Below are 12791 nucleotides of genomic sequence, written 5' to 3' on the forward strand. Positions count from 1 at the left end.
GTCATCACTTCTCGGTGGCCACGGTCACCCCGGCCAGGTTGATGCGGGAGTTGATCGAGTCCTCGGGGAAGCCGGTCACGAGCGGGCTCACGGCCGTGATGGTCGCACCGTTGTACAGCCAGTCCGCCGCGTGGTCCTCGGACACGATGCGCGCGGCTTCGGCGAGCAGGTCCGCGGACTTGTCGGGATCGACCTCGGCCAGCGCCTCGGTGTACAGGCCCTGCACCTCGGCGTTGTCGTAGCCGAAGTAGTAGTCGGGGTTCGCGAAGTTGCCGAAGTCACGCGGCTCGACGTGCAGCACGAAGCTGAGGTCGTAGTCGTGGTTGGTGTAGACGTCCTCCAACCAGGCCGGGAACTCGACGGAGTCGACATCGAGGGTGACGCCGACCTTCTGGAAGTCCGAGATGAGCACCTTGGGGACCGTCGTTCCGTAGAAGCTGGGGATCGTCAGGGTGAGCTCGAGATCCTCCTGGCCGGCTTCTGCAAGCAACTCCTTCGCCTTCTCCGGATCGTAGGAGACGACATCGGAGAGGTCCTCGTAACCGGGGTCCAGCTCGGGGATCGGTCCGTACAGGGTGGATCCCGCACCGACGGCCTCGACGAGAGCCTCGTGATCGATCGCGAGGCGGAGTGCCTCGCGTACCCGCACGTCGTCGAGAGGCGCCTTGGCGTTGTTGAACGCGAGCGTGGCCTTGTCTGTGGTGCGGCCGGTCGTGAGGGTGAAGTCGCCGGAATCCTCGAGCTGCGGGGCGAGATTCGGGTCGACGGCTGTGAGAACCTGAACCCCGCCGTCGAGAGCGGTGTTCACTCCGGCGGTGAAGTCGGGGATGTACTGGAACTCGACCTCGGCGACTCCCGCCGGTTCGCCCCAATAGGCGTCGTTGCGGGCGAAGGTGATGGCGCTGCCCTTGTTCCACCGAGTCAGGGTGAAGGGGCCGGTTCCGTTCTCGGCGGTCTTGAGGTCGGTCGTGTCGCCCGTCTGGAAGACGAGACCCGCAGGCCCGGTGAGCGAGAACAGGAAGTTCTGGTTCGGCTCCGTGAGCACGATCTGCACCGTCGCGGGGTCCGGGGCGGTGATAGAGGCCACCGAGGCGAACTCGGCGTTGCCCTGCAGCGTCGCGTCCGTGCGGACGGCCTCGTACGAGGCGACCACGTCGGCCGAGGTGAGTGCGGTTCCGCTGTGGAACGTGATGCCCTCGTTGAGGGTGAACGTGTAAGTGAGTCCGTCGTCGGAGACCTCGTAGTCCGAGGCGAGGCGGGGCACGATCTCGTTCTCCTGCGTCCGGCTGATCAGACCCTCGTAGATGTTGTCGATGAGGATCTGTTCGAGGGCGGCGCCGCTGGTGTGACGGATGTCGAGATTGGTGGGTTCGAGGACGAGCCCCACCTGGAGCGTCGCGTCGGGATCGGGCTCTCCGACGGGCTCAGTGGTCTCGGGCTCTGCGGCACCTGCGCAGGCGGTGAGGACGATGGCGCTCGCCGCGATGGCGGAGATCAGCGCGAGTCGTCGCGTACGTCGGAACATGGGTTGTTTCCTCTCGGTGCGGCAGTTGCTGTGTGCCGATGGATCGAGCCTAGGGATGTGTCGGGTGGGTGAGGGCGGAATGTGGAACGGAACGTCACATTCCGTGCGGCGGGAGCGAGGACGAGATCACCGCGGCGAGCTGCCCGGGCGCGGTCTCCTGAACGTTGTGGGTGGCCTGGACGGCGACCACGCGGGCCTGAGGCAGACGATCGGCGAACTCCTGCGCATCCGCTGCGGTCACGAAGCCGTCGATGGCGCGGAGGAGCGTGAGGGGTGCCGACGTCTGCGAGAGATCCTGCCAGCCGGTGGTGTGAAGTGCGGACGGCGCCGAGACGTCGCCGCGGTCGTGCGCAGCGAGCGTCTGGGCCGCGAGGTGCGCGAAGTGGTGCTTCCACTCGACGCGGCCGTCGGCGCGCACGCGGGTGTTCAGGAACACGCCCCGCTCGGTGTCAGACCTGGCGCCTCCGAACCCGAACGAGATCGCGCGGTCGACGAGCTCGTCGCGTGTCTCGAAATCCGTGGGGCCGGCGTAGAACTCGCGCAGGGCGGCGGGCCCGGCGGACGTGTCGATGCCCGGAGTGATGTCGACCACGATCAGCCCCGACACGAGGTCGGGACGGGCAGCGGCGAGAGCTGCGCCGGTGAGGCCGCCGAGCGAGTGACCCACGACCAGCTGCGGGGCGTCCGTCCAGGCGTCGAGCGCCGCGGCGACGTCGAGCGCGAGAGTGCGAGGGGTGTAATCGAGGTCGTCGCGCCACGACGAGTCGCCGTGACCGGCGAGGTCGATCGCCAGCACCGGCTGCTGGAGCGCGAGCACCGTCGTGTCCCACGTGTGCGCATTGAGACCGGCGCCGTGCAGCAGTGTCACTCGAGGTGCCTCGTCGCCGAATCGCAGCGCGCTCACCTGGCGGCCGTCCGGCAGGGGCAGCGTCACGCGTCGAACGGACGGTTCGGAGACCCCCATCGTCTGCGCCTGTGCGGGAAGATAGCTGAACTCGCTGGTGTCGATCGCCACCTGCATATTCTGCTCTGCTTCGAGGGTGGTGGGGAAATGCGGGAGCATTATGTTTGCCGCAACCCCGCTCATCCTTGGCGAAAAGTCATCAAATGGGTGCCGTCATTTCGCGCTCTGCATTCTCGCTTCCTGTGAGCGGCTCGCCAGCTGAAGTGCACAACGGAATATCATTGAGCCATGAGCGAGACGCGAGTGCACCTCTCAAAGACCGAGCCGGCGGCCTACCAGGCGCTCGACGCCTTCGCCCGCACCGTGGGAGACATCTGCGCAGCCAACGGGATCGACGATCGGCTCAAGGAGATCGTGATGATCCACTCGTCGCAGCTCAACGGGTGCAGCTACTGCACGCGTCTGCATGTGGATCGCGCGCTCAAGGCGGGCATCGACACCGACACGCTCATGCAGATCGCGACGTGGCGCGAGAGCAATGTCTTCAGTGACCGCGAGGAAGCCGCGCTCGAGCTCGCCGAGGCTTTCACCTTCATCTCCGAGGAGGGCATCTCCGACGACGTGTACAACCGGGTCGGTGGAGTGTTCACCGAGAAGGAGTACGCGGCACTGAGCTGGGCCTGCATCTCGATCAACGCCTTCAATCGAGTCGTGATTGCCGGAAGGTACCCGGTTCCGCCGCGCTCGCCGCAGGCGCAGGCGCAGGCGCACGCATGAGCGTTCTCGAGGTCGACGGGGTCAACAACTTCCGCGACGTCGGAGGGATGCTCGCAGACGGTGGTCGGATCCGTTCGGGCGTGCTGTTGCGATCCGGCCAGCTTTCGGCGGCGACCACTGCCGGGGTGAACGAGGTCCGTCGCCGCGTCGCTCACATCGTCGATCTCCGCGACGGCGAAGAGGTCGCCGCAGAGCCGACCGAGATCGAGGGTCCCGACACCACTCACCTTCCGCTGTTCCTCGGATCCGTGCGGTCGTTCTTCGAGACGGACACGAGCCTGGAGGATCTCTATCTGCACCTGCTCGAGGAGAGCGGAGATCGGCTCGTCGCCGCGATCCGCATCATCGCCGAGGGGGAGCCGACTCTCGTTCACTGCACGGTCGGCAAGGACCGCACCGGGGTGACCGTCGCGCTCGCACTCGCCGCTGTGGGCGCCGACCGTGAGGCGATCGTCGCGGACTACGCGCTCACGGAGTCGCTGCTGCCCGCCGAGCGGTCGCAGCGCATCGCCGCATACCTGAGGTCGCAGCATCCGCAGGCTGTGCACGCCGTCGCTCTGGCGACGCAGTCGCCGGCACCGGTGATGCGGGCGCTGCTCGAGCAGGTCGACGAACGTTGGGGTTCGGCCGCCGGCTACCTGCGCGCGAACGGGATGACGGACCAGGAACTCGAGGCTCTGCGATGCGCACTTGTGGAAGAAGTCCCCGAGCAAGGTTAGGCAACCCTTCATGTGCTGTATGATGGATGCATCATGGAGACCTTCCTCGAGACCCGCAGCACGCGTGCCGAGCGCCGCGCCGCACGTCGCCGTGCTCACCACCTGGTGACGGCCGACGAGCACTCGCTCACCGAGCTCGAGGTCTTCCTCGCCACTCTGCCGCTGTGCGCGTCGGGTCGGATCTTCATCGAGGTCGCCGACGCGTCCGACATCGGCGTGATCGAAGCCCCTGGACGCATGACGGTCACGTGGCTCGCTCGATCCCAGCGATCGGGCGCACCGGGAAGCGGGCGAGCGTGCGCAACCGGCGAGGCTCTCGCCCGAGCGACCTGCGCATGGGCAGACGAGATGCTCTGCGACGACGAACTCGACACCCACGTCACCCTTCTCGGAGGCTTCCTCGGCACGGCTGACATCGTCGAGCACCTGACGGGCGCCCTCGAGATCCAGCCTGCTCAGATCCACGCTCCGGAGCGCTTCGGGCTGCTGCCCGTCGACCGCTGAGCGCCTCCGCGCTCTACGGCCGCGACCTGCTGCGGCGCACGTAGTTGCCGTCTTCCAGGCCTGCCTCGATCTCGAAGCGGTTACGCAGCGGATCCCTGCCCGCGAACAGGTAGAGCACCGGAAGCAGGATGCCGTAGCGCAGCCACTGCGCCTTGTGCACCGCCTCGTGGCGCAGCACGGCGTCGCTCGGACGGGCGTCACCCGTCAGGAAGCAGCCGCCGACGCACACTCCGCCGCGGTTGAACGTCCAGTTCGGCATCCCCTGGAACACCCACAGGCCCGATCGGCGTTCGACGGGACCCGTGCTCCACAGGGACCCCCAGATCCAGCCCACGGACGTGCCCCACCAGTAGCCGATCCGGCTGATCGGCGAACGCAGGAGGAACGCGGGGATCCGGCGGTCGAGTCTCCGACCGCGAGCCACAGCGCGCTCGGCGGCCGGCCGCCAGTCGGACGTCATGCGACGGCTCCGACGAGACGGAGCAGCGCGCCGAGGTCGTCGACCGCGTCAACGGGTGAGCGAGGGGCGAACCCCGCGATGGTGGCGCCCGCCAGCGGCACACGGGACCGCAGTGCGCGGATCGCGGTGCTCAGACTCGCGGGCGAGAGTCCGAACGGTGCGGGGGAAGAGACACCGGCGATCTCCGCAGGGTCGAGCACATCGACGTCGATGTGCACCCATACGCGGCGCGCGCCGGTCGCTTCGACCGCGTCGGCGAGAGCGTCGGGCGATTCCAGATCGTCGACGGAGAGCTGGGCGAGGCCGTCGAGGGCGGTGACCTCGTCGTCGTCGAGATTGCGCATGCCCACCGTGACCACCCGATCGCGGGGGATCCCGGGCGAGAGCGCGAGTTGAGGCTCTCCGTCGCCGAGTACCGCGCGGAGCGCCATGCCGGAGAACGCTCCGGAGGGTGAGGTGTCCGGCGTGTGCAGGTCGGCGTGGGCATCGCACCACACGACGGCCAGGTCGTCGGTTCCGCCGGGAAGAGCCGCCAGGGCGGCGACGGTCACGCTGCAGTCGCCGCCGATGATCACGGTGTCGGCGGTCATGCCGGTTTCGACGAGCTCTCGGGTGCGAAGGAGAGCGCTGAGTCGGCGGACGCCGGTGCCGAGGGATTCACCGGCTTCGACCGGCACATCGAGCACCGTGGTCGCGGCACGCGGAAGGTCGCCGGCGATCGCCGAGGCGCCGTCGACGAGCAGCATCGCGCGAGCGGCGGGGGAGCCCTGCCACTGCGGGACGACGAGGAAACGCACCATGGGTGCCTCCAGCTGAGAAGAGGAGCGGGTGCCTCGGACACGAGGATCCGAGGCACCCGCAGGGTGTATCAGGAGCCTTCGATGGCCTGGCGAGGGGCGGAGCCGCCCGCCTTCAGCTCGGCGAGACGAGCCTCGACCTCGGTCAGCTCACCGAGGTCTTCGAGGCTCTCGAACTGAGCGTCGAGGCTGGATGCCGCGAGCTCGATCTTGCCCTGGGCGAGGGCCTCCTGACGGCGAACCTTGTCTTCGAAACGTCCCAGCTCGCTGGTGGGGTCGAGGACGTTGATCGAGGAGACCGCATCCTGCACCTTCGTCTGAGCCTCGGCGACCTTGGCGCGGGCGAGCAGCTCGCTGCGCTTGTTCTTCAGCTCGCCGAGCTTGTCCTTCATGCCGTTGAGGCCGGACTTCAGCTTGTCGACGATCTCGGTCTGAGCGGCGATCTGCGGCTCGGCCCCGGTCGCCTCGCGCTCGGCGCTGATCTGGCGCTGCAGAGCGATCTTCGCGAGGTTGTCGAACTTGTCGGCATCGGCGGCGTCGCCGGTGGAGCGCATCTCGTCGGCCTTGCGGCTGGCGGCGAGAGCCTTGTTGCCCCACTCGGTGGCGGCCTGGACGTCTTCCTCGTGGTCGCGCTCCAGCAGACGCAGGTTGCCGATGGTCTCGGCGATGGCCGACTCGGCGTCGGCGATGCTGTTCGTGTAGTCGCGAACGAGCTGGTCGATCATCTTCTGCGGGTCTTCCGCAGAGTCCAGGAGCGAGTTGATGTTCGCGCGGACGAGGGTCGAGATACGTCCGAAGATGGACTGCTTGGTCATGCGTGGTTCCTTTCAGAGGGTCGGACTCGATGTCTGGGGTCGATAGGTGTGCGTTTCAGAAGCGTCGCCCTCCCGAACGGCCGCTGCGGCCGCTGGAGCGGCTGCCGCCGCCTCCGCCGAAACCGGAGCTGCGGAACCCGCCGCCACCGCTGGAACGCCAGCTGCTGCTGCGCGAGGAGCCGCCGCCTCCGCCGCCGCCGGAGAGCAGACCGCCGATGATGCCGCCCAGGATGTCGCCGCCCAGGCCGGAACCGCCGGAGCCTGATCCGCCGCCGAAGATGCTGCCGCCGGCGCCGCCCCATCCGCTCTCATAGCGGCTCGGGCTCATGGCCGCGACATCCGCCTGGGCGGATGAGGTGGCCTGCCGGGCGAGTTCGAGCGCGCGTCCTGCTTCTGCGAGCGCGGTCTCGGGATCCGACGACCGCAGACTCACGGCCTGAGTAAGGGTCGCGTCGGCCTGGGAGAGGCGGGTGCGAGCCGTGGAGCCGACGGTTCCCCGCCGCGTCTCGATGTACTCGCGCGCTGCTCGGATCTCGGAGCCCGCCTGCGTCAGGGTCTGCTCGAGAAGCTGCTGCACGCGTCGCGCCCGTTCCACGGCCTGGGTGCCCTCCGCGATCGCGGCGTCGATCTGCGTGTTCGCCGCGCTGAGCGCTTCGAGCACGCGCTGCGGACTGCGCGATGCTCCGGAGAGGTCGGCCTGCGCACGCTGCAGCTGCTGCGAGGTTGCGGCCGCGACCGCGGCGAGCGTGCCTCCGGCGTCAGGCAGCTGCTGTGCCGCGGCGATGTCGGCCTGCAGCTCGGCGACGAGAGCCTGCGCCTGCGATTCGATACGGGAGAGTTCGGTGCCCAGCGCGTTGATGGCCTCGACCAGCTGTGTCGCCTGCGCCACCGACTGCTCGGCCGTGCGGATGGCGAACGCCGCCTCGCCGGAGCGACCGGCCGCTATCGCCTGCTGCGCGGCCTCGATCGAGCGGTCGGCGAGGGCTGCCCGCTCCTGAGCCTGTGCCGGGTTGTCGGACACCGTGCTCAGTGCCGATGCGTCGTAGGTGGCGGACAGCGCGGCCAGAGCGGGAGCCGCGGAAGTCAGAAGCGGGACGAGAGCGGCTCGCTCGCCGCGGACTCTGTCGAGTTCCTGTGGTGCGTTCTGCTCGAGCTTGCGGAGCGCGTCGAACGCGTCGGTGTTCTCGTCGAGGACGTCGTCGATCTCGTCGCACAGCCGGATGATGCGGATGTGCCAGGCGCGGCGATCGTGGACGGTGTCCTCGATCTCGTCGTCGAGCTTCTGCTTCAGATCGAAGGCCTCGGACATCTTCGACTTCGCGGTCTCGACTGCTCCGCTGAACTCGGCGGTCGCCGCGTCGCCGAACTGGGCGACGGCGAAGCCGAGCTCCTCGCGGCTCGAGGTGATCGCATCGTCCGCCTGCACGAGTGCGGCCCCCGCCTGCGTCTCCACCTGCTCGTCGGTCAGCGTGGAGAACGGATCGTTCGGATCGGGCGTCTCGGGCATGGCGCCACGCCTGCGGATCGCGGCATTGCGACGCGCGCGGCGAATGAGGGCGATGACCAGCCAGATGATCAGGCCGACCGCGATGACGGCGACCACGATCAGTGTGGCCCGTAGAGCGCCCGCACCGCCGTCGCCCTCGATCTCGTCGGCGGCGAGGACGATCATGCCCTCCCAGTCCTCCTGTGCGGCCAGACCCTGGATCTTGTCTTCCACGTCGTCGAGCTTGCTGTCGCTGAGCGGGCCGTCGGGTGCTGCCGAGATGTAGTAGCTGCGTCCCTCTACCGCGATCGCGAGCAGGTACTGCTCGGAGCCGAGGTTGTTGTTCTCTGCGACGGTATCGGCCCAGGCGACGTTGTCGGTCGGCGAGGTGAAGTCATCGACGAGGACGACGAAGAGATCGGACGAGGAATTGTCGCTGAGCGTCTGGAGTCGAGCCTCGACGGCGTCCTCTTGGCTCGGGCTGAGGACGTCGGCGTCGTCCGTCACGTATCCCGAGTCGAGCGTCACGGGGTCGGTCGCGGAGGCAGCAGATGCGGAGAACGCGGCTGCTGCAGCCGCCGCAGTCAGTGCGGCCAGCGCCAGCCACCGTGTCTTCATCGTGTTCCCTCCGACCGGCAGCCGAGCCCCATGGCACGAGTCTATGCACAGAGGCCGACACGCGACACCTTCCGAGCGGGGATAGCCGTTCGCCCTCAGCGGAGACACATACGCTGGATGGCATGGACGACAGGTACGGATCCGATGTGCTCGCTGCCGGCTGGAGGGAACGAGCAGCCAAGCCGGTGCCGCAGGTTCCCGCCGAGCTCGATCTCGTCGTCGAGGTGGCGCAGGACGGATTCTGCGGAGCGGTCACACGGGTGCAGGGCGGCAACGTCGAACTCGAGGACCGGGTGGGGCGCAAGCGCCTCTTCCCGCTCGGAGGCGGGTTCCTGATCGACGGATCACCGGTGCGGCTCACGGTCCCGGCCGCGAAGGAGCAGGGCCTCCGACGCACGGCATCCGGCTCGTTCGTCGCCGCCGATCAACGAGCCAGGGTCGCGCTTCCCAGCCGGATCCTGGTCGAGGGCAAGCACGACGCCGAGCTGGTCGAGAAGGTATGGGGAGCGGACCTGCGGGTCGAGGGCGTCGTCGTCGAGTTCCTGCAGGGAGTCGACCTGCTCGACGAGCTGCTCGCCGCAGAGCCTCCCAGCGCATCGCGGCGCTACGGGGTCCTCGTGGATCACCTCGTGCCCGGGTCGAAGGAGTCGCGCATCGCCGACGCCGTCGCCCGGGGTCCGCACGGAAGGCATGTGAAGATCGTCGGCCACCCGTTCGTGGATGTCTGGCAGTGCGTCACCCCTCGGGCTCTCGGTATCGCGAGATGGCCGGAGATCCCTCGGGGCACGGACTGGAAGACCGGGATCTGCCGCGCATTCGGGTGGCCGTACGAGACGCAGGCGGACACCGGTCGCGCCTGGCAGCACATCCTGTCGAAGGTGCACACCTACCGCGACCTCGAGCCCGCGCTCCTCGGTCGGGTGGAGGAGCTGATCGACTTCGTGACGGCACCCGCCTCCTGACCCGCGGTCGGTGGCGTTCAGCGCCGCCGACTACCCTGGAAGCATGCCCGAACCCCGCACCTTCCGCGACGAACCGGTCTCCTTCGTGCGCCGCAGCGGCCGGATGTCCGATGCTCAGGAACGCGCGTTCGAAGAGCTCGGACCGCACTACCTCCTCGACGTGCCCCGCGATGTCGCCTGGACCTCGGTGCACCCGGAGGCGCGTCTCGATCCCGCCTCCGAGTACGGGCGGGATGCGGACCTGTACGTCGAGATCGGCTCCGGTCAGGGGCACGCCATCGTCGCCGCCGCATCGTCCCGCCCCGACGACGACTTCCTCGCGGTCGAGGTCTTCCGCGCGGGTCTCGCCAGGACCATGCTCGACGCCGACCGCGAAGGCGCTCGCAACGTCCGCGTGGTCGAGGCGAATGCGCCAGAGGTGCTCTCGTCGTACCTCCCCGAAGCGGCAGCGGCAGAGGTCTGGATCTTCTTCCCTGATCCGTGGCACAAGAAGAAGCACACCAAGCGCCGTCTCGTCCGCCAGGGGTTCGCCGACACCGCCGCTCGCGCACTCCGTGACGGCGGTCTGCTCCGCCTCGCGACCGACTGGGAGGACTACGCGCTGCAGATGCGCGAGGTGCTCGACGCGGAGCCTCTGTTCGAGCGCGCCTTCGACGGCGACTGGGCCGAGCGATTCGATGGACGCGTCATGACCGCATTCGAACGCAAGGGGATCGCCAAGGGGCGAGACATCCGCGATCTCGTGTATCGGCGGAAGTCGCGCGCGTGATCACCGCGCAGCGCATCTCGGCGACGTGGCCGGCGGTCGTCTCCGCGCTCCTCGTGTGCGCTGCGGCGCCGGCGTTCTTCGTGGTGCAGATCCCGTGGCTCGGCTGGGCGCTGCTCGCACTCGGCGTCGGGAGCGCGTGGCTCGTCGAGCGCCGTCTGCCGGTGACGGCGGATCAGACGGTGCGCGTGGGCACGCGTCGAGAGAGCGCCCGAGTCGTGGGGACCAGCCGTCAGCCCTCGCTCACCAGGGACCTGTCCCTGATCGCCCTCGGCATGCTCATCGTCAGCGTGATCCCGCTCGCGGCAGAGCTCGACAACCTCGCGATGCTGCGGTTCACGCTCGCCCTCGGCGGCGCGGTGGCGGTTCCGTACGTCGTCTCCCGCTTCGTGTTCCGCGACCGGGCGATCGGCTTCCCCTGGCGGGCGCATCGCCGTTGGGGGCGCCTGCAGTGGGGCTGGCTCGTCGCCGTCCTGGTGCTCGGCTGGCTGATCCTGCCGTTCTACTTCATCACCAGCGGCGTCTATCAGAACTGGCCGGTCGTGGACTCGCCCGACCTCATCGCCCGGCTGTTCGTCGGCGTCGGAGCGGTCGGCATCTGGGACGAGCTGTTCTTCATCTGCACCGTCTTCGCCCTGCTGCGCAGGCATTTCCCCGACGCCCTCGCCAACGTGCTGCAGATGATCGTGTTCGTCTCATTCCTGTGGGAGCTGGGCTATCGCGAGTGGGGACCGCTGCTGACCATCCCGTTCGCGCTGCTGCAGGGGTTCATCTTCATTCGGACGCACTCGCTGGCCTATGTCGTCACGGTGCACCTGCTGTTCGATGCGGTGGTGTTCGGGGTGCTCGTGCACGCCCACAACCCCGGGCTTCTGTCGATCTTCCTGATCTAGCGCGAGCGGACATCGATACGATCGAGTCATGCTCATCGTCGGACTCGTCCTCGCCGCGGCCGCTGCCGCCTTCCACGTCTTCATCTTCGCGCTCGAGTCGCTGAGATGGACAGAGCCCGAGACGAGGAAGATCTTCGGCGTCGCGAGCGAGGCGGACGCCCTCACGACGAAGGCGCTCGCCTTCAACCAGGGCTTCTACAACCTGTTCCTCGCGCTGACCGCGCTGCTCGGCGTCGGCTTCGTGATCATCGGCTTCACAACGGTGGGACTGACTCTCGTGTTCGCCGGAACGGGGATGATGCTCGCCGCCGCACTGGTGCTGATCCTCTCCGATCGCACGAAGGCACGCGCCGCAGTGATGCAGGGCACGCTGCCGCTCCTCGCCGTGATCGCGACCGCGATCGCCGTCTCGATCGGCTGATCTCGGTGATGCGCTGATCGTGTCCGAGGGGTGACAACTCGCCCGGTACGGGCCACACTCGGTGCATGACCGACTGGGTGCTGCACGTCGACATGGATCAGTTCATCGCTGCGGTCGAGGTTCTGCGCCGACCGGAGCTCGCCGGGCTCCCCGTGATCGTCGGCGGCCGGGGCGACCCGACGGAGCGCGCCGTCGTGTCGACGGCGTCGTACGAGGCGCGGAAGTTCGGCATCGGATCCGGCATGCCGCTGAAGATCGCGGCACGCAAGGCGCCTGAGAACGCGGTCTTCCTGCCGGTGGACCACGACGCGTATGAGTCGGCCTCGACCGAGGTGATGTCGACACTGCGTGCACTGCCCGGGGTGGTGCTCGAGGTCATCGGCTGGGACGAATGCTTTCTCGGCGTGACCACGGACGACCCCGAGCAGACGGCGCGCAGCGCGCAGAACGCGGTGCTCGAGTCGACGGCACTGCACTGCTCGGTCGGTATCGGCGACAACAAGGTGCGGGCCAAGATCGCCACGGAGTTCGGCAAGCCCCGGGGCGTCTTCCGGCTCACCGCCGAGAACTGGTTCGACGTGATGGGAGACCGGCCTACTCGGGACCTGTGGGGAGTCGGCCCGAAGGTTCAGAAGCGGCTCGCCACCCACGGCGTAACGACGGTCCGTGAACTCGCTGACGCGGACGAGGCAGAGCTCATCGCGGAGTTCGGACCGCGGATGGGCGTCTGGTACCACGGGCTGGGCTCGGGTCTCGGTCCGACGGTGGTCGACAGCGCCCCATGGGTGGCCCGCAGCCACAGTCGCGAGATGACGTACCAGCAGAACCTCACGACGACTGCAGAGGTTCAGGCGGCGCTGACCGAACTGGCGGGGCAGGCCTTCGACGACTGCGCCGCCGAGGGGCGCCCGGTCGTCCGCGTGCATCTGAAGGTGCGCTATGCGCCGTTCGAGACCAAGACCTTCGGCCGCAAGCTGCCGGAGCCGACCACCCGGCGCGCGACGGTCATCGAGGCGGCACTGGTGCTCGGTGCCACGCTCGATCACGACCGGGAGGTCAGACTGCTCGGCGTCCGCGCGGAGATGGCGATGCCCGAGGGCGGTGACTCGGCCGAGCGGACCCCGGTGCGCGGAAGGATCTGAGT

At 68.4% G+C, this 12791-nt stretch carries 14 protein-coding genes; 8 read left to right on the forward strand and 6 right to left on the reverse strand.

Translation table 11 applies throughout. The features are described 5' to 3' along the window. Positions 1–4 precede the first annotated feature (4 nt). Positions 5–1525, reverse strand: a complete 1521-nt coding sequence (locus tag BEP68_RS05555) for an ABC transporter substrate-binding protein (RefSeq protein WP_187249457.1) — start codon at positions 1523–1525, stop codon at positions 5–7. 94 nt (positions 1526–1619) lie between these two features. Next, complete coding sequence (locus tag BEP68_RS05560; RefSeq protein WP_072591073.1) at positions 1620–2546, reverse strand: alpha/beta fold hydrolase; 927 nt, start codon at positions 2544–2546, stop codon at positions 1620–1622. Positions 2547–2717: 171 nt separating this feature from the next. Between BEP68_RS05560 and BEP68_RS05565 the strand changes: the two genes are divergently transcribed. From BEP68_RS05565 to BEP68_RS05575, 3 genes are read left to right on the forward strand one after another with little or no spacing between them, the layout of a single operon-like run. Then, entirely contained in the window at positions 2718–3206 is a 489-nt protein-coding gene (locus BEP68_RS05565) for a carboxymuconolactone decarboxylase family protein (protein WP_187249458.1), read from the forward strand. Next, entirely contained in the window at positions 3203–3925 is a 723-nt protein-coding gene (locus BEP68_RS05570; RefSeq protein ID WP_187249459.1) for a tyrosine-protein phosphatase, read from the forward strand. The genes BEP68_RS05565 and BEP68_RS05570 overlap by 4 nt, the downstream gene beginning before the upstream one ends. Before the next feature lie 33 nt (positions 3926–3958). After that, positions 3959–4429: an SIP domain-containing protein gene (locus tag BEP68_RS05575; protein ID WP_187249460.1), complete on the forward strand. Its 471-nt coding sequence runs from the start codon at positions 3959–3961 to the stop codon at positions 4427–4429. 13 nt (positions 4430–4442) lie between these two features. Here BEP68_RS05575 and BEP68_RS05580 read toward each other — a convergent pair whose 3' ends face one another. From BEP68_RS05580 to BEP68_RS05595, 4 genes are all read right to left on the reverse strand, one after another. Further along, positions 4443–4889: a hypothetical protein gene (locus BEP68_RS05580; protein WP_053095702.1), complete on the reverse strand. Its 447-nt coding sequence runs from the start codon at positions 4887–4889 to the stop codon at positions 4443–4445. Beyond that, positions 4886–5689 (reverse strand): arginase family protein, encoded by an 804-nt coding sequence (locus tag BEP68_RS05585; protein WP_187249461.1) that lies wholly within the window; start codon positions 5687–5689, stop codon positions 4886–4888. The genes BEP68_RS05580 and BEP68_RS05585 overlap by 4 nt, the downstream gene beginning before the upstream one ends. 68 nt (positions 5690–5757) lie before the next feature. Then, positions 5758–6501, reverse strand: a complete 744-nt coding sequence (locus BEP68_RS05590) for a PspA/IM30 family protein (RefSeq protein ID WP_053095704.1) — start codon at positions 6499–6501, stop codon at positions 5758–5760. A gap of 55 nt (positions 6502–6556) precedes the next feature. Continuing rightward, entirely contained in the window at positions 6557–8605 is a 2049-nt protein-coding gene (locus BEP68_RS05595) for a TPM domain-containing protein (RefSeq protein ID WP_187249462.1), read from the reverse strand. A gap of 122 nt (positions 8606–8727) precedes the next feature. On the opposite strand from BEP68_RS05595, the gene BEP68_RS05600 reads away from it, so the two are divergent. The 5 genes from BEP68_RS05600 (at position 8728) to BEP68_RS05620 (ending at position 12789) form a co-directional block, all read left to right on the forward strand. Further along, the gene (locus BEP68_RS05600; protein WP_056278323.1) at positions 8728–9567 is read left to right on the forward strand and encodes a DUF3097 domain-containing protein; all 840 of its coding nucleotides are present in this window, start codon (positions 8728–8730) and stop codon (positions 9565–9567) included. A 43-nt stretch (positions 9568–9610) separates the two neighbouring features. Then, positions 9611–10336, forward strand: coding sequence for a tRNA (guanosine(46)-N7)-methyltransferase TrmB (gene trmB / locus BEP68_RS05605; protein ID WP_053095707.1), 726 nt, complete (start codon positions 9611–9613; stop codon positions 10334–10336). Beyond that, positions 10333–11226 (forward strand): CPBP family intramembrane glutamic endopeptidase, encoded by an 894-nt coding sequence (locus tag BEP68_RS05610; RefSeq protein ID WP_187249463.1) that lies wholly within the window; start codon positions 10333–10335, stop codon positions 11224–11226. The genes trmB and BEP68_RS05610 overlap by 4 nt, the downstream gene beginning before the upstream one ends. A gap of 28 nt (positions 11227–11254) precedes the next feature. Next, a complete protein-coding gene (locus BEP68_RS05615; RefSeq protein ID WP_053095709.1) occupies positions 11255–11647 on the forward strand; it encodes a DUF1304 domain-containing protein in 393 nt (130 codons plus the stop codon). A 65-nt stretch (positions 11648–11712) separates the two neighbouring features. Next, positions 11713–12789 (forward strand): DNA polymerase IV, encoded by a 1077-nt coding sequence (locus BEP68_RS05620; protein ID WP_187249464.1) that lies wholly within the window; start codon positions 11713–11715, stop codon positions 12787–12789. Positions 12790–12791 lie beyond the last annotated feature (2 nt).

The sequence above is a fragment of the Microbacterium sp. 4-7 genome (genome assembly GCF_014332665.1).
Taxonomy (GTDB): domain Bacteria; phylum Actinomycetota; class Actinomycetes; order Actinomycetales; family Microbacteriaceae; genus Microbacterium.

Coding starts and splice junctions, on each gene's coding strand:
- BEP68_RS05555 (WP_187249457.1), bottom strand. CDS start 1,525: ATGTTCCGACGTACGCGACGACTCGCGCTGATCTCCGCCATCGCGGCG.
- BEP68_RS05560 (WP_072591073.1), bottom strand. CDS start 2,546: ATGCAGGTGGCGATCGACACCAGCGAGTTCAGCTATCTTCCCGCACAG.
- BEP68_RS05565 (WP_187249458.1), top strand. CDS start 2,718: ATGAGCGAGACGCGAGTGCACCTCTCAAAGACCGAGCCGGCGGCCTAC.
- BEP68_RS05570 (WP_187249459.1), top strand. CDS start 3,203: ATGAGCGTTCTCGAGGTCGACGGGGTCAACAACTTCCGCGACGTCGGA.
- BEP68_RS05575 (WP_187249460.1), top strand. CDS start 3,959: ATGGAGACCTTCCTCGAGACCCGCAGCACGCGTGCCGAGCGCCGCGCC.
- BEP68_RS05580 (WP_053095702.1), bottom strand. CDS start 4,889: ATGACGTCCGACTGGCGGCCGGCCGCCGAGCGCGCTGTGGCTCGCGGT.
- BEP68_RS05585 (WP_187249461.1), bottom strand. CDS start 5,689: ATGGTGCGTTTCCTCGTCGTCCCGCAGTGGCAGGGCTCCCCCGCCGCT.
- BEP68_RS05590 (WP_053095704.1), bottom strand. CDS start 6,501: ATGACCAAGCAGTCCATCTTCGGACGTATCTCGACCCTCGTCCGCGCG.
- BEP68_RS05595 (WP_187249462.1), bottom strand. CDS start 8,605: ATGAAGACACGGTGGCTGGCGCTGGCCGCACTGACTGCGGCGGCTGCA.
- BEP68_RS05600 (WP_056278323.1), top strand. CDS start 8,728: ATGGACGACAGGTACGGATCCGATGTGCTCGCTGCCGGCTGGAGGGAA.
- trmB (WP_053095707.1), top strand. CDS start 9,611: ATGCCCGAACCCCGCACCTTCCGCGACGAACCGGTCTCCTTCGTGCGC.
- BEP68_RS05615 (WP_053095709.1), top strand. CDS start 11,255: ATGCTCATCGTCGGACTCGTCCTCGCCGCGGCCGCTGCCGCCTTCCAC.
- BEP68_RS05620 (WP_187249464.1), top strand. CDS start 11,713: ATGACCGACTGGGTGCTGCACGTCGACATGGATCAGTTCATCGCTGCG.